The organism is Zafaria sp. Z1313, assembly GCF_050563205.1.
Classification (GTDB): domain Bacteria; phylum Actinomycetota; class Actinomycetes; order Actinomycetales; family Micrococcaceae; genus JAZDCJ01.
On sequence record NZ_JBNWUK010000005.1, the window covers coordinates 55,510 to 72,393 of the forward strand.

Consider the following 16,884-nt stretch of genomic DNA (forward strand, 5'->3'; position numbering starts at 1 on the left):
GGCACTGATTACGTCGAAGGCTTTTTTTTGGGGAAGAGGAACCGTGGCCGAGGAACGCCCGAGCCACCCGGGGGCACCGGGGCAGCCGATCAAGCTGAGCAGCCTCGCCCCTGAGTTCAAGGGCGGCCAGCACGAGATCTACGTGCGGCACCTTGAAGAAGCGGTCCTCGACAAGAGGAACCGCAACATCGCCCTCACCGGCCGCTACGGAGCCGGCAAGTCCAGCGTGCTGGATGCCTTTCAGGAGAAGCACCAGCAAACCACGGTCCGCATCAGCATCAACACGCTCGGCCCGGATAAGGACGACGAGGACCTGACCAACCGGATCCAGAAGGAACTGGTCAAGCAGCTCGTCTACCGGCTGAAACCAGGTAAGATCCGTCGATCCAGGTTTGCCAGGCCTAAACCCCTGACCAGGGGCAAGGCCTTCGTCCATGCCCTCTGTGCGAGCGTGGTCAGCCTAGGGCTTCTGTGGGTGCTTGGGGTGCGCTCCGGACCTGGCTGGCCGGACCCGGCCGCTGACCTGCCCGGGTATATCATCCGGGCAGGACTGCTGTTTGGCCTCGTGCTGGTGTCCCTGTGGGCAGTTCGCTGGATCATCGGCGACCGGATCGTCTCTGAAGTCACGACCGCCGGCACCAAGATCGCCCTGGGCGAAGGCCCGACTACCTACTTCGACAGCTTTCTCGACGAGATCGTTGCATTCTTTGACACCGTCAAGCCGAAGTATGCGATCTTCGAGGATCTGGACCGCTTCGAAGACCCGCAGATCTTCGACTCGCTCCGCGAACTGAACACCCTCATCAATGCTTCCGCGAACTGGCAGGCCAGCGACGAGCCTCTGCGGTTCATCTACGCCATCAAGGACAGCCTGTTCGAGCAGCTCGGCAAGGAGACGGAATCCAAGGACGGAGAGGAAAAGTCCAAGGACGGCGAGGCCAAAACCAGTGACAACCAGGACAGCCCCAAGGCCAGCGCGAAGCCTCGGCTCGACATCGCTACAGCTGCAGTCCGGCGTGCGAACCGGACCAAGTTTTTCGAAATCGTCGTTCCCATGGTGCCGTTCATATCGCACCGCAACGCCCGTGACCTCCTCGTCGGTGAGATGATGAAGCTCGGTTTCGCCGAAGACTTCGTGTCACGGCCGCTTCTCGATCTGGTCGCACGGCACACCACTGACATGCGCTTGATGAAAAACATCTGCAACGAGTTCGTGGTATTCGCCGAGCACCTGCTGTGGACGAAGAACCCCGCGCCCGGCATGACAGCAGACCATCTTTTCGCACTTGTCGCGTACAAAAACTTCCACCTCGCCGACTTCGAAGCCATCTCGCAGCGCACGAGCACGCTTGATGAGCTCGAACGGCTCCATCGCGACGAGGTCAGGGCTCTGATCGAGGGTCTGCAGGAGCAGCGACGCAAACGGATGAGGACCGAGGAGCAGCGCGAGCGGAAAGAGGCCATCGCGGTGGAGCTGGGGAACAGGCTCCGCCACATCAAGGACATGTTCCCTGCCCATAATCGCTGGCCCTATGCCTCGGTCACTGTTGGTGGCCAGAGCTATGCGTTCGATGCCGTCGATAAGGTGGAGTTCTGGGAAGACGTCGCCAAGACGAAATCATTCTCTATCGTCCAGCAACACAGCGGAACTACGGTGACACTCAATACCGAACGTATCAGCCGCGTCTTTCCTGAGGTCATGGCTTCGGAGCAGTGGCTCGATCCGGCCCCCACCGAGCTCGAGCGCCTGCTTCGTCAGTACGACCAGGACATCGCGATGCTGCGGGGTGCTGACTTTGATGGGTTGGCCCGGTACGAGCGCGTGCCGAAGGGACGGATGAGTTTCGACCGGCACATCACGGACGTGCTTGAGTCGGAGCTGGCGCGCGACCTCGTGCGGCGAGGCCTCATCACACGCAACTACGCCGAGTACTCCGCGATCTTCTACGGCAAATTCGTGGGGGTCGACGTGGCGTTCTTCTACAATCACAGTGTCCAGCCGAACGAGATGTACCTCGACTACGAGTTCACCTCCGAGAACGCGATCAGCAACTTGCTCGAGCAGGTACCGGCGGACTTCACGAGCACCGTGAGCGCGCTGAATGTCCAGGTGGCGTCATACCTCCTTGTGAAGAGGCCCGAGGACGCCAAGCGGTTGGTCGAGTACATCGCCACCCACGATAGCCGGGACGTCCAGGCGTTTCTCAATGCGTTCCTTAACACCCCCGACGTCCCGGGGGATCTTCTCATCCGGCAACTGACGTTGCATCCCTGGCGTGACGTGTTCGAGTACGTCGCAGGTCATCCCGGAATCCCGGATGAAGAGACGCGGGTGAGGCTGTTGGACGCAGTTCTCCTGAACGCGCTTGAGGTCGACGCCTATGACTTCGGCAGGTCTTCGCGGGCGCTGATTGAGTCTACCTATCCGCGGCTCACCGCCGTCCGTAAGAACCTGACGGCGTCTCAGACTGAGCGGGTCTTTGCGATACTCGAGGACCTTGGACTGTGCTTCGCTGACCTCGGCGATTTGAGTGACTTGCTCCGGGACCGCGTGGTGGCCGCGCACATGTACCGGATCACCGTGCCGAATCTGCAGTTGGCTCTTGGGATCGACGTCGCTCCGACGCTTGACGAGGTACGAAAGAAGCCGAGTGTGTGGGAGTTCTGCAGTAACCACATCGAGGACTACATCGTCGCGATGCAGGTTGGCGAGTCGCCGCAGCGGATCGTGCTCACGGAGTCCGCACTGGTCGAGGTCATCAACGAGCAGCACGAAGCATGGACGGCTGACCAGCTGCGCGACGTCATCTTCGGTAGCGCCGCTTCCGCCGCGATCGAGGATATCGAGGACGTCCCCCCGTCGACCTGGCCCAGGATCGTCGAAGCGGGTCTCATGAGTCCAACGGTCTCCAACGTGTGGGTTTACGTGCAGGCTCATGGGGTGGACGAACATCTGTCCGGTCTTCTGACCGCGGACGGGGCAGGTGCGGTCGAGCTGCGCGAGGTTGAGAAGGTCGCGGATGAGGACAGGGACGTCCTCGCGGTCCGCCTGCTGAACGCTTCGACGCATCTCACGGCGCAGGCCCGGGTCCAGCTCGTCAAGCAGTTGGATCTCGTGTCTGAGATCGAGCTGGCCAAGGTGACGCCGAGCCCCGACCAGCTCTTCGCCCGAGCGCTGGAGGAGAAAATCCTGCCAGATGACTACGAGACGTTCGCCCATTTCGCGAAGGGCGGTTGGAAAGCCGTCTCGGAGGCTTTCGCGGTGTCCGAGAAGGTCTTGGAGTTCATGGCACCAGCTCTCGTGGCGGGTTTCGTCGGCGAGTTCGTGGAGAGTCAGCGGACTCCCGATGCGCTGCGTCGGATCGTGGTCGAGTGCATCGGAGACTACGTGCCCGCTGACGACGCGAGAGCCCTTCGTGCTGCAGGACGTTACGCGAGCGCCAACCGGATCTGGTTACCCCTCGAGGAGGTCCGGCGCATCGCTCGTGTCACGCGGGCCCCGGAGGCAGTCTTGCCCCAACTGGTGCAGGCGAGAGACACCAGTCCAAGGGACCTGGCAGAGATCCTCGCATCGCTCGGCCAGCCATACGACATGCTTGTGGCAGGTCCCGGGACAGAGTTCGACCTGCCCAGAGGATCGTCGAACGAGACGCTGTTCGGGCGGCTTGAAGCCGGCGGGAGGATCGAGATCGTGCAAAAGATGATCGGGCGCGGACGAAAGGTCCGGAACCTTGTGTGACACCTCGCCGAAGAGAACCGCCGCGGGCCGTTCTCTTCGGCGAGACCTCTCTCGGACAGAGATATATGAATTTGAAAGTAGAAAGAGTGAGCTGTGGCGCTGAAGAAATCTGATCTGTATTCCTCACTGTGGAGCAGCGCCGACGAACTGCGCGGGTCAATGGATGCCAGCCAGTACAAGGATTACGTGCTCACCCTGCTGTTCGTGAAGTACGTTTCGGACAAGGCAAAGGCCGACAAGTCGGCCCTCATCTACGTCCCCGACGACGGCTCCTTCGACTACCTGATCTCGCTCAAAGGCAAGCCCGACGTCGGGGAAAAGGTCAACATCGCGATCAGGCGTCTCGCCGAGGAGAACGACCTGCTGGGTGTCATCAACAACGCAAACTTCGACGACCCTGCCAAGCTGGGCTCCGGCAAAGAGTTGCAGGACAAGGTCTCGAACCTGATCGGCATCTTCCAGGACATGGACTTCACCGGCTCCAAAGCCGAGGGCGACGACCTCCTGGGTGACGCCTACGAGTACCTTATGCGGCACTTCGCCACCCAGTCAGGTAAGAGCAAGGGCCAGTTCTATACCCCAGCCGAAGTCTCCCGCGTGATGGCACAGTTGCTCGAGATCCCGGCAGATACTCCGAAGTCCACTACCGTGTACGACCCGACCTGCGGCTCCGGATCACTGCTGATCAAGGTCGCCGACGCCGCACCGAACGGGCTGACCATCTACGGCCAGGAGAACGACAACGCCACTTGGGCGCTCGCGCGGATGAACATGATCCTGCACGGCAACGAGACCCACGACCTGCGCCAGGGCAACACGCTGGCCAGCCCGAAGTTTACTTACAACGGCAACCTCCAGACGTTTGACTATCTCGTGGCCAACCCGCCATTTTCGGTCAAAACCTGGCGCAATGGATTCGACTTCTCCTTTGGTCGTTTCGATGGCTTCGACACGCCACCTGACAAGAATGGCGACTACGCGTTCCTCCTGCACATGGTCAAGTCGTTGCGGCCACGAGGCAAGGGCGCCGTCGTCCTCCCGCACGGTGTGCTGTTCCGTGGGAACTCAGAGGCGAGGATCCGCACCGAGCTCATCAAGCGTGGCTACATCAAGGCGATCATCGGTCTGCCCGCGAACCTCTTCTACGGCACCGGCATCCCTGCCTGCCTGATCGTGCTCGACAAGGAAGACGCCCAGGCACGCACCGGCATCTTCATGATCGATGCGAGCAAGGGCTTCGCCAAGGACGGCCCGAAGAACCGACTGCGTCCGCGTGACATGCACAAGATTGTCGACGCCTACACCAGCGGCAAAGAAATCTCCCGCTACTCCCGAATGGTGCCGATCAGCGAGATCGCGGATCCGAAGAACGACTACAACCTCAACATCCCGCGCTACATCGACTCCGCCGAACCTGAAGACATCCAGGACCTCCGTGCCCACATGCACGGCGGCATCCCGAACCGTGACCTCGACGCACTCCAGCCCTACTGGGATGCGTTTCCGAGCCTCCGCAGCGAACTCTTCGGGCCGCTGCGTGACAGCTACTCGGAGTTGAATGTCGAGCCGGGCGAGATCGGGCCGCTAGTCACCTGCTCCGTTGAGTACAAAGCTTTCGATCACGACACCGCGAATACGGCGAGGCAGTGGTGGGTGAACAAGCGCGATCTGCTCGAAAAGATCGAACCGGACACCAAACCCGCTGACCTTATCCACGACATCTCCGAGGCACTTTTGGATGCGTTTCGGTCACGACCGCTGATCGACGAGTATGGCGTCTACGAGCAGTTGATGAGCTACTGGAACCACGTCATGCACGACGACTTGTCGCTGATCGTCAGTGAAGGGTGGACCCAGGCCGTGCAGCCGCGTGCCGCACGTACTTGGAAGGACAAGAACAACAAGCCCAAGTACGAAGACGCCCAAATCATCTTCGGCACCGGTGCGAAGGCGCAGCGCTGGGTCATGGACCTCCTGCCGCCAGAGCATGTGATTGCCCGCTACTTCGCTGCCGAGCAGGCCGAACTGGACCGCCTCACCGAGGCACGCGACGCCGCCACCCTTGCGGTTGCTGACTACATCGAGGAGAACACCGTCGAAGGCGGGCTGTTGTTCGATGCCGCAGACGACGAAGGTAAGCTCCCGAAGAAGGCTGCGGCCGACTATCTCAAGGAACTCAAGGGTTTAGGCGGAGACCCTGACGAGATCGAGGCGCTCACGAAAATCGGGGCACTGTATCGAGTCGAAGACAAGGCCAAGAACGCCGCCAAAGAGGCGTCAGTTGCGCTCAACGAGAAGGCCCTCGCCAAGTACAGGCTGCTCACCGACGCTGAGGTGCAAGACCTCGTCATCGAGGCCAAATGGGGCACGACCCTCCAGCAGCAGATCAATGGCGAGGTGACCGCACTCGGACAGATTCTGATCGCACGTCTTGAGGTGCTCGCTAACCGATACGAGAAGACGATCGATGCGCTGGATGCCTCCGTCGAACGCCTGAGTGCGAACGTCGTTTCGCACCTTGCGTCCATGGGGATCGAGGCATGACCGTGGTGCCCGGTGGCTGGACTACCCGGCGTCTTCTCGATCTGGTGGCAATACGTAGTGGCCAAGTTGATCCAAAGCAGCCGCAGTACCGTGACATGCCACTCATCGCGCCGGATCACATTGAAGTCGGGACCGGACGTCTCCTTGCGGTCCGTTCTGCGCATGAGCAGGGAGCAATCAGTGGGAAGTACGTCGTTGACCCTGGAGACGTGATTTACAGCAAGATTCGTCCGTATCTGATGAAGGCGCATCGCGCCCAATTTCCAGCGCTGTGCAGTGCGGACATGTACCCACTGAAGCCTCGCGATGGGGTTGACGGACGGTACGTCGTCAACGTGTTGCTTGATCGACGCTTCACCAACTTTGCAGTCGGTGAGTCGATGCGCAGCGGGATCCCCAAGGTCAACCGCGAAGCATTGGCTGGATATGAACTGCCCGTGCCGGCTCACTCTGAACAACGCGCGATTGGTGAAGTACTCAGCGATGCGGATGGCCTCATCATGGCGTTGGAAAAACTGATCGCGAAGAAGCGTGATGTAAAGCAGGGCATGACGCAGGAGCTCCTCACCGGCCGCACCCGCCTTCCCGGCTTCACTGGCGATTGGGATCCGGTCCGATTGCGAGATGTTGGGTCCACATATGGGGGTCTAATTGGCAAAGGCAAGGCTGACTTTGGGACCGGTTCAGCGCTGTTCGTGACCTTCGTGGAAGTCATATCGGGGCCGCGTCTTCGAGGCACTCACCTTGAAAGAGTTCGAGTGAGGAAGGGCGAGCGTCAAAATCGCATCGAACGCGGGGATATTATCTTCAATGGATCCTCCGAAACTCCTGACGAAGTAGCCTTGGCTGCGGCTGTTGACTTCGAAACTTCTGGCGATGTTTTTCTGAATAGCTTTTGCTTCGGGTTTCGGTTGAACCATCGACAACGAATCGACCCTATGTATCTGGCGCACTACTTCCGCTCGAGCGAGGGTCGCGCGGCGGTGTCTGCACTGGCGCAAGGTGCGACACGCTACAACATCGCGAAGTCGAAGCTCGTCGACCTTGCACCCGAACTTCCGCCGCTGGCTGAGCAGCATGCTATTGCTGATGTCTTGCAGCATGCAGATGCTGAGATTGAAGCTCTGGAGCGTCGGCTTGAGTCTGCGCGTGCTGTAAAGGTCGGGATGATGCAGGAGCTGTTGACGGGTCGGACCCGCCTGCCAGTGACGGAGGAAGCATGAGCGCGGTCGGTCAGAAAGAACGCGAGACACAACGGCGGGTCGTCGAGCTCTTCCAGGACAAGCTCGAGTACGCCTACGGCGGGAACCTTAAGGATCAGGACAACCGCAACGTCGATGAAGCCAAGCTCCGCGCTTACCTGCTCGGTCGTGGGTACGACGATGCTCTGGTCTCTCGAGCGATACATCAGCTCCTGACCGCTGCAGCGTTCGGCGGAGGCTCTTCGTTGTACGACCAGAACCGCAAGGTCTATGAGCTGCTCCGATACGGCGCGAAGGTCAAGACCGACGTCGACCAGACCACCCAGTCAGTACACCTGATCGACTGGACCAATCCGGCGATGAACGATTTCGTCGTGGCCGAAGAAGTCACGGTCAAGGGGGAGCACACGAAGCGACCCGACCTCGTGCTCTACGTCAACGGCATCGCGCTGGGTGTGATCGAGCTGAAGCGCTCAACGGTAAGCGTCGCCAGCGGCATCCGTCAGAACATCGGCAACCAGCGCCACGATTTCGTCCGCTCGTTCTTCACGACCATCCAGATGCTGTTCGCGGGCAACGATGTCGAGGGGCTGCATTACGGGGTGATCGAGACCCCGGAGAAGTACTGGCTGCGGTGGAAGGAGGAAGGCGAGAACGCCGACCTCGACCTCGCGATCACCCAGATGTGCTCCAAGGAGCGCTTCCTGGAGATCATCCACGACTTCATCGTCTACGATACGGGCGTCAAGAAGTCTCCGCGCCACAACCAGTATTTCGGCGTCCGGGCCGTGCAGGACCGGATCGCGAAGCGCGAAGGCGGCATCGTCTGGCACACCCAAGGGTCGGGCAAGAGCCTGACGATGGTGTGGCTGGCGAAATGGATCCTGGAGACCCAGCATGATGCCCGCGTCCTGGTGATCACCGACCGCACTGAGCTGGACGAGCAGATCGAGGGCGGCTTCTCCGGGGTCGGGGAGAAGATCGTCCGCACCCAGTCAGGCGCGGACTTGCTCGCGATGCTCAACACGTCCAACCCACGGCTCATGTGCTCCCTTGTGCACAAGTTCCGCGGCACCGATGACGGAGCTCGAGACAATGACGCCGAGGACTTCGCGAAGGAACTCAAGACCAAGGTCCCGGCCGGGTTCAGCGCCAAGGGCAACGTCTTTGTATTCGTCGACGAGGCTCACCGCACCCAGAGCGGCAAGATGCACCGCGTCATGAAGGACCTGCTGCCCGGGGCGATGTTCATCGGCTTCACTGGGACGCCGTTGCTGAAGAGTGACAAGAAGACCAGCATCGAGACCTTCGGGTCGTTCATCCACACCTACAAGTTCGACGAGGCCGTTCGCGACGGCGTCGTGCTCGACTTGAAGTACGAGGCCCGCAAGGTCGAGCAGGAGCTTCAGGGGGCTGCGGCGGTCGACAAGTGGTTTAACGCCAAGACCCGAAATCTTACCGACTTGTCGAAGGCGCGGTTGAAGAAGAAGTGGGGCACGATGCAGAAGGTCTTCTCCTCTGCACCCCGCTCGGCGCAGATCGTCCAAGACATCCTCATGGACATGGAGACCCAGCCGCGGTTGCTCAGCGGGCGGGGCAACGCCATGTTGGTGAGCGATTCGGTCTACCAGGCGTGCACGTTCTACGAGGCCTTCGTGAAGAGCGGCTTCAAGGGCAAGGTCGCGATCGTCACCAGCTACAAGCCCAACCCGACCGCGATCTCCAAGGAAGACGCGGGCGAGGGGGACACGGAGGAGCTCCGCAAGTACGAGATTTACCGGCAGATGCTTGCCGACCATTTCGGCGAGCACCCCGACAAGGCCATCGGCCGAGTTGAAGAGTTCGAGACTGACGTCAAGGAGAAGTTCATCAAGGAGCCCGGCCAGATGCGGCTCCTCATTGTGGTCGACAAACTCCTGACCGGCTTCGATGCGCCGAGCGCGACGTACCTGTACATCGACAAGAAGATGCGAGACCATGGCCTCTTCCAAGCGATCTGCCGCGTCAATCGTCTCGACGGCGATGACAAGACCTACGGGTACATCGTTGACTATCGTGACCTCTTCAAGTCACTCGACAAGACCGTCACCGACTACACCTCCGAGGCCTTCGGCGAGTACGAGACCGATGATGTCGACGGGCTGATCAGCGACCGCAATGAGCAAGACCGAAAGGATCTCGAGGAGGCTCTCGACGCCGTCCGTGCTTTGTGCGAGCCGGTCGTACCGCCCAAGGGCACGCTCGAGTACCAGCACTACTTTGTAGCGTCCACGCCCGGTGATGCCGGCCAGATCAAGGACAACGAACCCAAACGCGTCCTGCTCTACAAGTCTGTTGCTACCCTCGTGCGCGCCTTCGGAGCCGTCGCCAGCGACATGGAAGCCGTCGGCTACATGGCGGATGAGATCGCGTCGATCAAGGACGAGGTCGCTCACTACGCCGCCGTCAAGAGCGAGGTCGAGGCAGGAGCCGGTGAGAACATCGACATGAAGCAGTACGAGGCCGGGATGCGCCAACTGCTCGACACCTACATCAACGCCAAACCCGTTGAACAGGTCGCCGACTTGGAGAAGACCTTGGTCGAACTGATTGTTGAGCGCGGGCCGGACGCGGTCGACACGCTGCCAGCTGGAATCAAGGGCAGCAGCGCGGCCACCGCGGAGACGATCATCAACAACGTCCGCAAGACCATCGTGGACGAGCACGCGATGAATCCGCGCTACTACGACCATATGTCCGAACTCCTCGACGCACTCATCGAGAAGCAGAAGGAAGACGCCGAGGACTATGCGGACTACCTTCGCAAACTCATCGAGCTGACGAAGAAGGTCGGTACCCGAGAAGCAGCAGACGGCAAGACCTACCCGGGATGGGCGAGCACACCCGCGCGTCGGGCGATCGTGGACTTCACGTGGCGACCGGTCGATCTGGTCTTCGACTACGAGGCGTTGCATCATCGGATCCAGTCGAGCAAGGAACACGGATGGGCCGACGCCGGTGCCGGCAAGATGAAGGAACGCGCGCTCGCTCGTGAGCTGCGCCAGGAACTCCCCGGCATCGAAGAGGACTGCCTGGCGGAGTTCATCGAACTGTTGAAGAACAACGATGAGTACCGCTAGCGGCTACCTGACCGTCGCGGGACTTGGTGTCGATGTCGTCTACAAGGACATCAAGAACATGCACATCTCGGTCTACCCACCGGTGGGTCGTGTGCGGGTCGCTGCACCGCAGCGGACGACTGAGGATGCGATCCGGCTTGCGGTCGTGCAGCGGCTGTCGTGGATCAAGCGTCAGCAGGAGCAGCTTCGGAACGCTGATAGGCAGACAGAACGCAAGATGCTTTCGGGGGAGACCCACTACGTGTGGGGGCAGCGGTATCTCCTCGACGTCTCCAAGTCGAGCGGTGCGTACGGTGTCGAGACCAAGGGCAATACGCTCTGGGTCATCACCCCACCAGGAACCAACGCCGCCGGGCGGCTCGGGGCACTCGATCGTTGGTACCGGCGTGAGCTGAAGGCCGCCGTGCCCGCGCTGCTGGAGAAGTGGCAGCCGATCCTCGGGGTCGAGGCCGACAGGTTCGTTGTGCGCCGGATGAAGACCAAGTGGGGCACCTGCGTCACCACGTCACGGGCGATCTGGCTCAACCCCGAGTTGGCGAAGAAGGACCCGCGATGCCTGGAGTACATCGTCGTCCATGAACTCGCACACCTGCTCGAACGCGGACACGGTGAGAAGTTCGTGGCCTTGATGGACCAGGTCCTTCCCGACTGGCTAGCACGTCGAGACGAGCTGAACGAAGCGCCGCTCGGGCACGAGGAGTGGGGCGAAGACGAGCGGGCGTAAGGTGGCGAGGCAGCGGCACGGTCAGTGGCCCCCTGTCCTCCACGACGCAGCGCGCCTGCCGGCGCCGGCCCTTCGGGGGTCAGGACGGCGTTGCCATGGCATGCCGGGCGTACCTAACGCCCGTGGTCAAAACATCTAGACGGGTCCCCATTGGCCCTCTCGACGGTCAATTTGGCTCTGAGGACTAGATGAGGCCAGTTCCCTAGAAGGGAAATTCGGGAGGCGTGGTATGTACTCGGGCACCGCCGGCCTCTCCGGATGCACTTGTCAGGTCGAGAGGTTCCTCATCTTTCTGCCATTCCGTCCGCACCGCGATGATCAGTTCGCGATCCTTTGATCGCAGAACCTTCTTGAATGCCTTGGATCGTGCACCCGCGGTGCCGACAAATCCCCTGGAGACTAGCTGCGTGAATGCCGTTCGCCCGATGTACTTGGCATTGTTGTACGTGACACGAAATCCCTTCTTTGGACCAGATTTGAATGTGTCTTCTTCCATCGCAAGCCGCAACCAGTCAGCGGGGACGTGCATCCCTTTGAGGGTCTTGCCGTCGAGCACGCTTCCAGCATCGCCGCGAACAAACTTAAACCAGAACGGTGTTCCGAAAGCGCGCCAATCAGCAGCCGCCGCTGGTGAACCTTTTCCAATCGGCATCAGTTTGAGCTGCTTTTCGATCTCTCGTTTCCTCAGGTAGGCCCATTCCGGGCCGCCGGACGATTTCTGCGAGGTGACCTTCTCAAGCCGCTTGTACTGAATGAAGGTGAATGAATCGTGGATTTGGTCCCAGTAGAGAAGGTCGACCCCGAGCTCCAGCTCAATCGGCTTCTTGTTGACGGACATGATGATCAGCTTTTTCTGATCCCACTTATCCGTGAACACGGTGACGCTCGCGGCGCGCTGCTCGCCAACCAGCTTCCCATCGAAGCGCTGAAGGTCGAGCGGGAGGAGCTCCTCTTCGAGGTCCGATTCGTACCCCGCGTTTAGCAGCGTTTGGAGCAGTGTCTCGTTCTCGGTCTCTGCCGGCGGCACCACGAAGGCATCTGCTGGAAGTTCGATCTTCGCGAGCTGAGCAGCGAGTTGCACGGCGTCCTTCGCCTCCACCCGGGACTGTTCGACCTTCGACGGGAACGTACGCGGTTCGCCGAACACCTGCTCCAGCCAGATTGCGACAGAGGGATCGAGGCTATTGAGGTGGGCGATCAGAGCTGAGGCAATTCTGGGTTCGAGTTTTCGCGAATGGAAGTCGGCCGGAACGTCACCGAGTTCGACGGACTCATCTTGCGAAGGGTGGAGCGGGACAGGAGCAAGCAGGCGGTGAATAGGAGTGAGTGTCGCTCGCACCGTACCGCTTGCCACTCCCGCGATCCCGCGGACAGCCGCGAGGGCAATGATGGAGTCGCCCTCAACCAGACCCTCATCATCTAGATCATCGAAGGAGCCGTGGCCAGCCTGTACGGCTACGCAGATAGCTCCCACGGTCGGAGCGGCGTTCTTATCGAACGCCTCTGAGATGCGAGACGCGTACGTATGGCTGATCCGGTTCGCCCCCTTGGCGCGAAAGAGGTAGAGCGGCGCGGGCGGAGTCGCGTCGGTTGTATCGGGCATGGCTACATTCAAGCAGAGCACCAGGTATGTGCGTGGAATAGTTGCCCGGTGGAGTTTGTCTTGGTCGAACTGAAGCCCGGTCAGTCAGCGGACGTCCGTAAAGACGATCTCTCAGCGGCCATTTTGAGCCAGTTCAGCGCTGAAGTGGGGAGCGCCCTTGTCTCGAAAAACATCAGTACAGTCTTCTGGCATGCGCAAGAGCGAGCAGCTCAAGATGAGAGCCACGAAGCGTTCTTGAGTCCTTGAGCTCGGAATCCTTCGACGTGAGCTTCGCGCCGCTGAGGCACGGCGACGCCCCGGAGGTCCTTGCCGCGTTCGTGTCCAGTCCGGACATGGAGCGTCAGGGGAGTGTCGCGACGCCGGGCGACGCCGAGCGCTACGTGGCACACCTGCTCTCACGTGATCAGTCGCATCGGCCGTGGGTGGTCGTGGACCGGGGCAGCCTCGTTGGACTCGTGTGCGAGAGTCTTGACGCGGGCCATCGCAGCGGCTGGTTCTGGTACTGGATGCACGCCGGCGTCGGGAGCAGTTGCCCGGGCTGCCGGGTTCGTCAAGGAAGGGACTGAGCGGGGCAAGTTCCTCGTGCGCGGACCGGGGTCAGCGCTGGTGAACGTCAGCCGGGCCGTGGCCGAACGCCGGCGGGCGCGCGTCAGTCCAGTCCCGGCCTCCTGCGGTTGCGCTTGACCTCCGAGCGCCGGCGTTGCTGTTCCGCGCGCCGGCGCAGCGATCCGAGGGTCGGCTTGGTCGGGCGCCGGATGGCCGGCGGGGCGATCGCTTCCCGGAGGACGACGGCGAGGCGCTGCCGGGCCGCGCTCCTGTTCCGGCGCTGCGAGCGGTGCTCGGAGGCGCTGATCGTCAGCACGGTGCCGGTCAGGCGCGCGGCCAGCCTTTCGAGGGCGCGTCGGCGCTGGGTCTCGTTCAGGGCGGTCGTCGTGGCGAGGTCGAGGCTCAGCTGGACCCGCGAGTCGGTGGTGTTCACGCCCTGGCCGCCGGGTCCGGAGGCATGGGAGAACTGCTCGATGAGCTCTCCAGCCGGGATCCTGAGACCGCCGGGCGCTCCGGGGCCCGCGGGTACGTTGACGTCTTCCACCCCACGAGTCTGCCGTACGCGGCGGCGGCTTGCGAGGCCGGGCGGGTCTCAGCCCTCCGTGGTCTCCTCGCGCAGCCGGGGTTCCACGCGGTGCTCCGGGCGGAAGCCCGCCTTGTCGCCGTAGAAGGCGCGGACGCGGTCCATGTCGTGGGCGACGTCGCCGGTCAGCTCGAGCGTGGGTCCGAGCCCCGTGGTCATCGTCGTGCGGTCGACGTAGCCGAGCGTGACCGGCATTCCCGTCTCGCGGGCGATCCGGTAGAAGCCCGACTTCCAGTGGGTGTGCCCCTTGCGCGTGCCGTCGGGGGTGACGACGAGCCCGAAGACCTCGCCCGCCCGCACCCGCTCGACGACCTCCGCGACCACGTCGCCCGGGTTGGAACGGTCGACGGCGATGCCTCCGAGCGCGCGCATGACCGGTCCCCGCCAGCCGTGGAAGAGGCTCTTCTTGCCGAGCCAGCGCACGTCGAGGCCGAGGCTCCAGGCGATGGCGAGCATGAGGACGAAGTCCCAGTTGGAGGTGTGCGGCGCGCCGATGAGGACGGTGGGGCGCGTGGGCCCCGGGCTGGATTCGAGCCGCCACGGGCTCAGTGACCAGAATGCGCGGGCTGCGAGGCGACGGAACATGCTCCCCACCGTAGGGCACCGGGGGAGTCGGGGGCGCAGCCCCGCCCGCTGCCTCCGCGGCGACACGCCGGGAGCGACACGCCGAGTCATGTGGGGCAATTTGAATGGACCGCTGTCAACCGCTCGTTGAACTCCGGGTGGCCGGTTGGGTTTTCCCAATGTGAAAGAAACCCTTGAGTTTCTTGGGATCCGCGCGAGGGCGGGGAATCCGTGCGGGAAATGTGACCTATGCCGCACAAAGTTGCGACTCGGTAACAACGCATTCTGAAGCGAGATTTTTATATCCAAGACCCCTGTCAACGGTCTAAGGTTTTGCCATGTGAGACACGCCACGCAGAGGGCGGCGTCCGGGTCAAGTGCAGAGCTTGGCTTGCTACACACCAATCATCAAGGAGGCGGAATGCGTTTCACGCGTATTTCCCAGGCTGTCGCCGTAGGCGCCGCTGCAGCACTCGCGCTCAGCGCTTGCGCCGCCGGCACAGGAACCGAAAACACCGGAAGTGCCGACGGTACCGAGGCTCCCTCGGGTGGCGAGGTGCGCGTGGTCGAGGTGAACGCATTCAGCTCGTTCAACTCGAACACCGCCAAGGGCAATGTGGATATCAACTCCAAGATCGCCTACACCACGAACGCGAACTTCAACTACATCAGCAACGAGCTCGAGATCGTCAAGAACGAGCAGTTCGGCTCCTACGAGCTGCTCAGCGAGGATCCGCTGACGGTCAAGTACACCATCAACGAAGGTGTCACCTGGTCCGACGGCGAGCAGATCGACGCCGACGACATGCTGTTCGCGTGGGCCATCACGTCCGGTCGTTTCGATGACGCGAAGACCGACGACGAGGGCAACGTCACCGGCGGCACGCGCTACTTCGACTACGCGGGCACCACCGAGGGCCTCGCGCTCACGGACACCCCGGAGGTCGGCGACGACAACCGCTCGATCACCCTGACCTACTCGAAGCCGTTCGCCGACTGGGAGATCTCCTTCGGCGTCCTGACCCCGGCGCACGTCGCCGCGGAGAAGGCCGGCATCGACCAGGAGGCGCTCTCGAAGCTCATCCTCGAGACGGAGAAGGGCGATCCCGAAAACCCCAAGGCCGAGCCCGTTGCCGAGCTCAAGGCCGTGGCCGACTTCTGGAACACGGGCTACGACACGAAGTCCATGCCGAGCGACGAGTCCCTGTACCTGTCCTCCGGCCCGTTCATCGTGGACAGCATCGTTCCGGACCAGTCCATGACCCTCGTGCGCAACGAGGCCTACAACTGGGGCCCGATCCCGAACGTCGACTCGATCGTCGTCCGCTACATCGGCGAGGCCCCGGCCCAGGTCGCGGCGCTGAAGAACGGCGAGGTCGACATCATCGCCCCGCAGGCTTCCGCCGACACGCTGGAGCAGCTCGAGGCCCTCGGTGACCAGGTCGTCGTCGAGAAGGGCGAGCAGCTCTCCTACGACCACCTTGACCTGAACTTCACCGGCGTCTTCGCCGAGGAGAACGTGCGCAAGGCGTTTATGAAGTCCGTCCCGCGCAAGCAGATCGTGGAGACGATCCTGTCCAAGATGGATCCCGAGGCGACCCCGCTGGATTCGCAGCTGTTCGTCCCGGCGAACGCGGCCTACGCCGAGTCCGTGGCCAACAACGGCTCCTCCGAGTACCAGGACGTCGACATCGATGCGGCCAAGGAGCTCCTCGACGGAGCCACGCCGGAAGTCCGCATCATGTACAACAAGGACAACCCCAACCGCGTCGACGCCTACACGCTGATCGCGGAGTCCGCCACCCAGGCCGGCTTCAAGATCGTCGACGGCGGCCTCGGTGGCTCCGAGTGGGGCGCATCGCTCGGCTCGGGCAACTACGACGCCTCGATCTTCGGCTGGATCTCCTCCGGCGTCGGCGTGACCGGCGTGCCGCAGATCTTCGGCAGCGGAAGCTCCTCCAACTTCAACGGATTCTCCAGCCCGGAGGCCGATGAACTGATGGGCGAGCTCCTCGTCACCCCGGATGCGGACGAGCAGGACCGGCTGCAGATCCAGATCGACAAGCTGATCTGGGACTCCGGCTACGGCCTGCCCCTCTTCCAGCCGGTCGGCCTGGACGCCTACGCCTCGCACGTTGACGGAGTGAAGTACATGCCCAACCAGACGGGCGTGTGGTGGAACTTCTGGGAGTGGTCGGTCGACAACTAACCCCTCCTGAGCACCTGGGGTAACCCACGAAGGAAGCGCCGGGACCGGAAC

General features: G+C 62.0%; 10 protein-coding genes. 7 read left to right on the plus strand and 3 right to left on the minus strand.

The genetic code is table 11. From position 1 onward, the window contains the following. The first annotated feature begins 43 nt into the window (after positions 1–43). From ACQ3I4_RS07015 to ACQ3I4_RS07035, 5 genes are all read left to right on the plus strand, one after another. The gene (locus tag ACQ3I4_RS07015) at positions 44–3,739 is read left to right on the plus strand and encodes a hypothetical protein (RefSeq protein ID WP_329860403.1); all 3,696 of its coding nucleotides are present in this window, start codon (positions 44–46) and stop codon (positions 3,737–3,739) included. A 93-nt stretch (positions 3,740–3,832) separates the two neighbouring features. Then, entirely contained in the window at positions 3,833–6,283 is a 2,451-nt protein-coding gene (locus tag ACQ3I4_RS07020) for a type I restriction-modification system subunit M (protein WP_329860402.1), read from the plus strand. Continuing rightward, positions 6,280–7,506 (plus strand): restriction endonuclease subunit S, encoded by a 1,227-nt coding sequence (locus tag ACQ3I4_RS07025; RefSeq protein WP_329860400.1) that lies wholly within the window; start codon positions 6,280–6,282, stop codon positions 7,504–7,506. Before ACQ3I4_RS07020 ends, ACQ3I4_RS07025 begins: the two co-directional genes overlap by 4 nt. After that, positions 7,503–10,604 (plus strand): type I restriction endonuclease subunit R, encoded by a 3,102-nt coding sequence (locus tag ACQ3I4_RS07030; RefSeq protein ID WP_329860399.1) that lies wholly within the window; start codon positions 7,503–7,505, stop codon positions 10,602–10,604. Before ACQ3I4_RS07025 ends, ACQ3I4_RS07030 begins: the two co-directional genes overlap by 4 nt. Further along, positions 10,591–11,328, plus strand: a complete 738-nt coding sequence (locus ACQ3I4_RS07035) for a M48 family metallopeptidase (protein WP_329860398.1) — start codon at positions 10,591–10,593, stop codon at positions 11,326–11,328. Before ACQ3I4_RS07030 ends, ACQ3I4_RS07035 begins: the two co-directional genes overlap by 14 nt. A gap of 202 nt (positions 11,329–11,530) precedes the next feature. On the opposite strand, the gene ACQ3I4_RS07040 is transcribed toward ACQ3I4_RS07035, so the two are convergent. Beyond that, a complete protein-coding gene (locus ACQ3I4_RS07040; protein WP_329860397.1) occupies positions 11,531–12,931 on the minus strand; it encodes a hypothetical protein in 1,401 nt (466 codons plus the stop codon). A 48-nt stretch (positions 12,932–12,979) separates the two neighbouring features. On the opposite strand from ACQ3I4_RS07040, the gene ACQ3I4_RS07045 reads away from it, so the two are divergent. Further along, positions 12,980–13,177: a hypothetical protein gene (locus ACQ3I4_RS07045; protein WP_430633200.1), complete on the plus strand. Its 198-nt coding sequence runs from the start codon at positions 12,980–12,982 to the stop codon at positions 13,175–13,177. A gap of 403 nt (positions 13,178–13,580) precedes the next feature. Here the strand turns inward: ACQ3I4_RS07045 and arfB are convergent, their stop codons facing one another. Next, complete coding sequence (gene arfB, locus ACQ3I4_RS07050; RefSeq protein WP_430633201.1) at positions 13,581–14,021, minus strand: alternative ribosome rescue aminoacyl-tRNA hydrolase ArfB; 441 nt, start codon at positions 14,019–14,021, stop codon at positions 13,581–13,583. Positions 14,022–14,069: 48 nt separating this feature from the next. Then, positions 14,070–14,645 carry a 1-acyl-sn-glycerol-3-phosphate acyltransferase gene (locus ACQ3I4_RS07055; RefSeq protein WP_329860392.1) on the minus strand — a complete coding sequence of 192 codons (576 nt, stop codon included), beginning with the start codon at positions 14,643–14,645 and terminating at the stop codon, positions 14,070–14,072. Positions 14,646–15,195: 550 nt separating this feature from the next. On the opposite strand from ACQ3I4_RS07055, the gene ACQ3I4_RS07060 reads away from it, so the two are divergent. Next, positions 15,196–16,833, plus strand: a complete 1,638-nt coding sequence (locus ACQ3I4_RS07060; protein WP_430633202.1) for an ABC transporter family substrate-binding protein — start codon at positions 15,196–15,198, stop codon at positions 16,831–16,833. Positions 16,834–16,884: the final 51 nt, after the last annotated feature.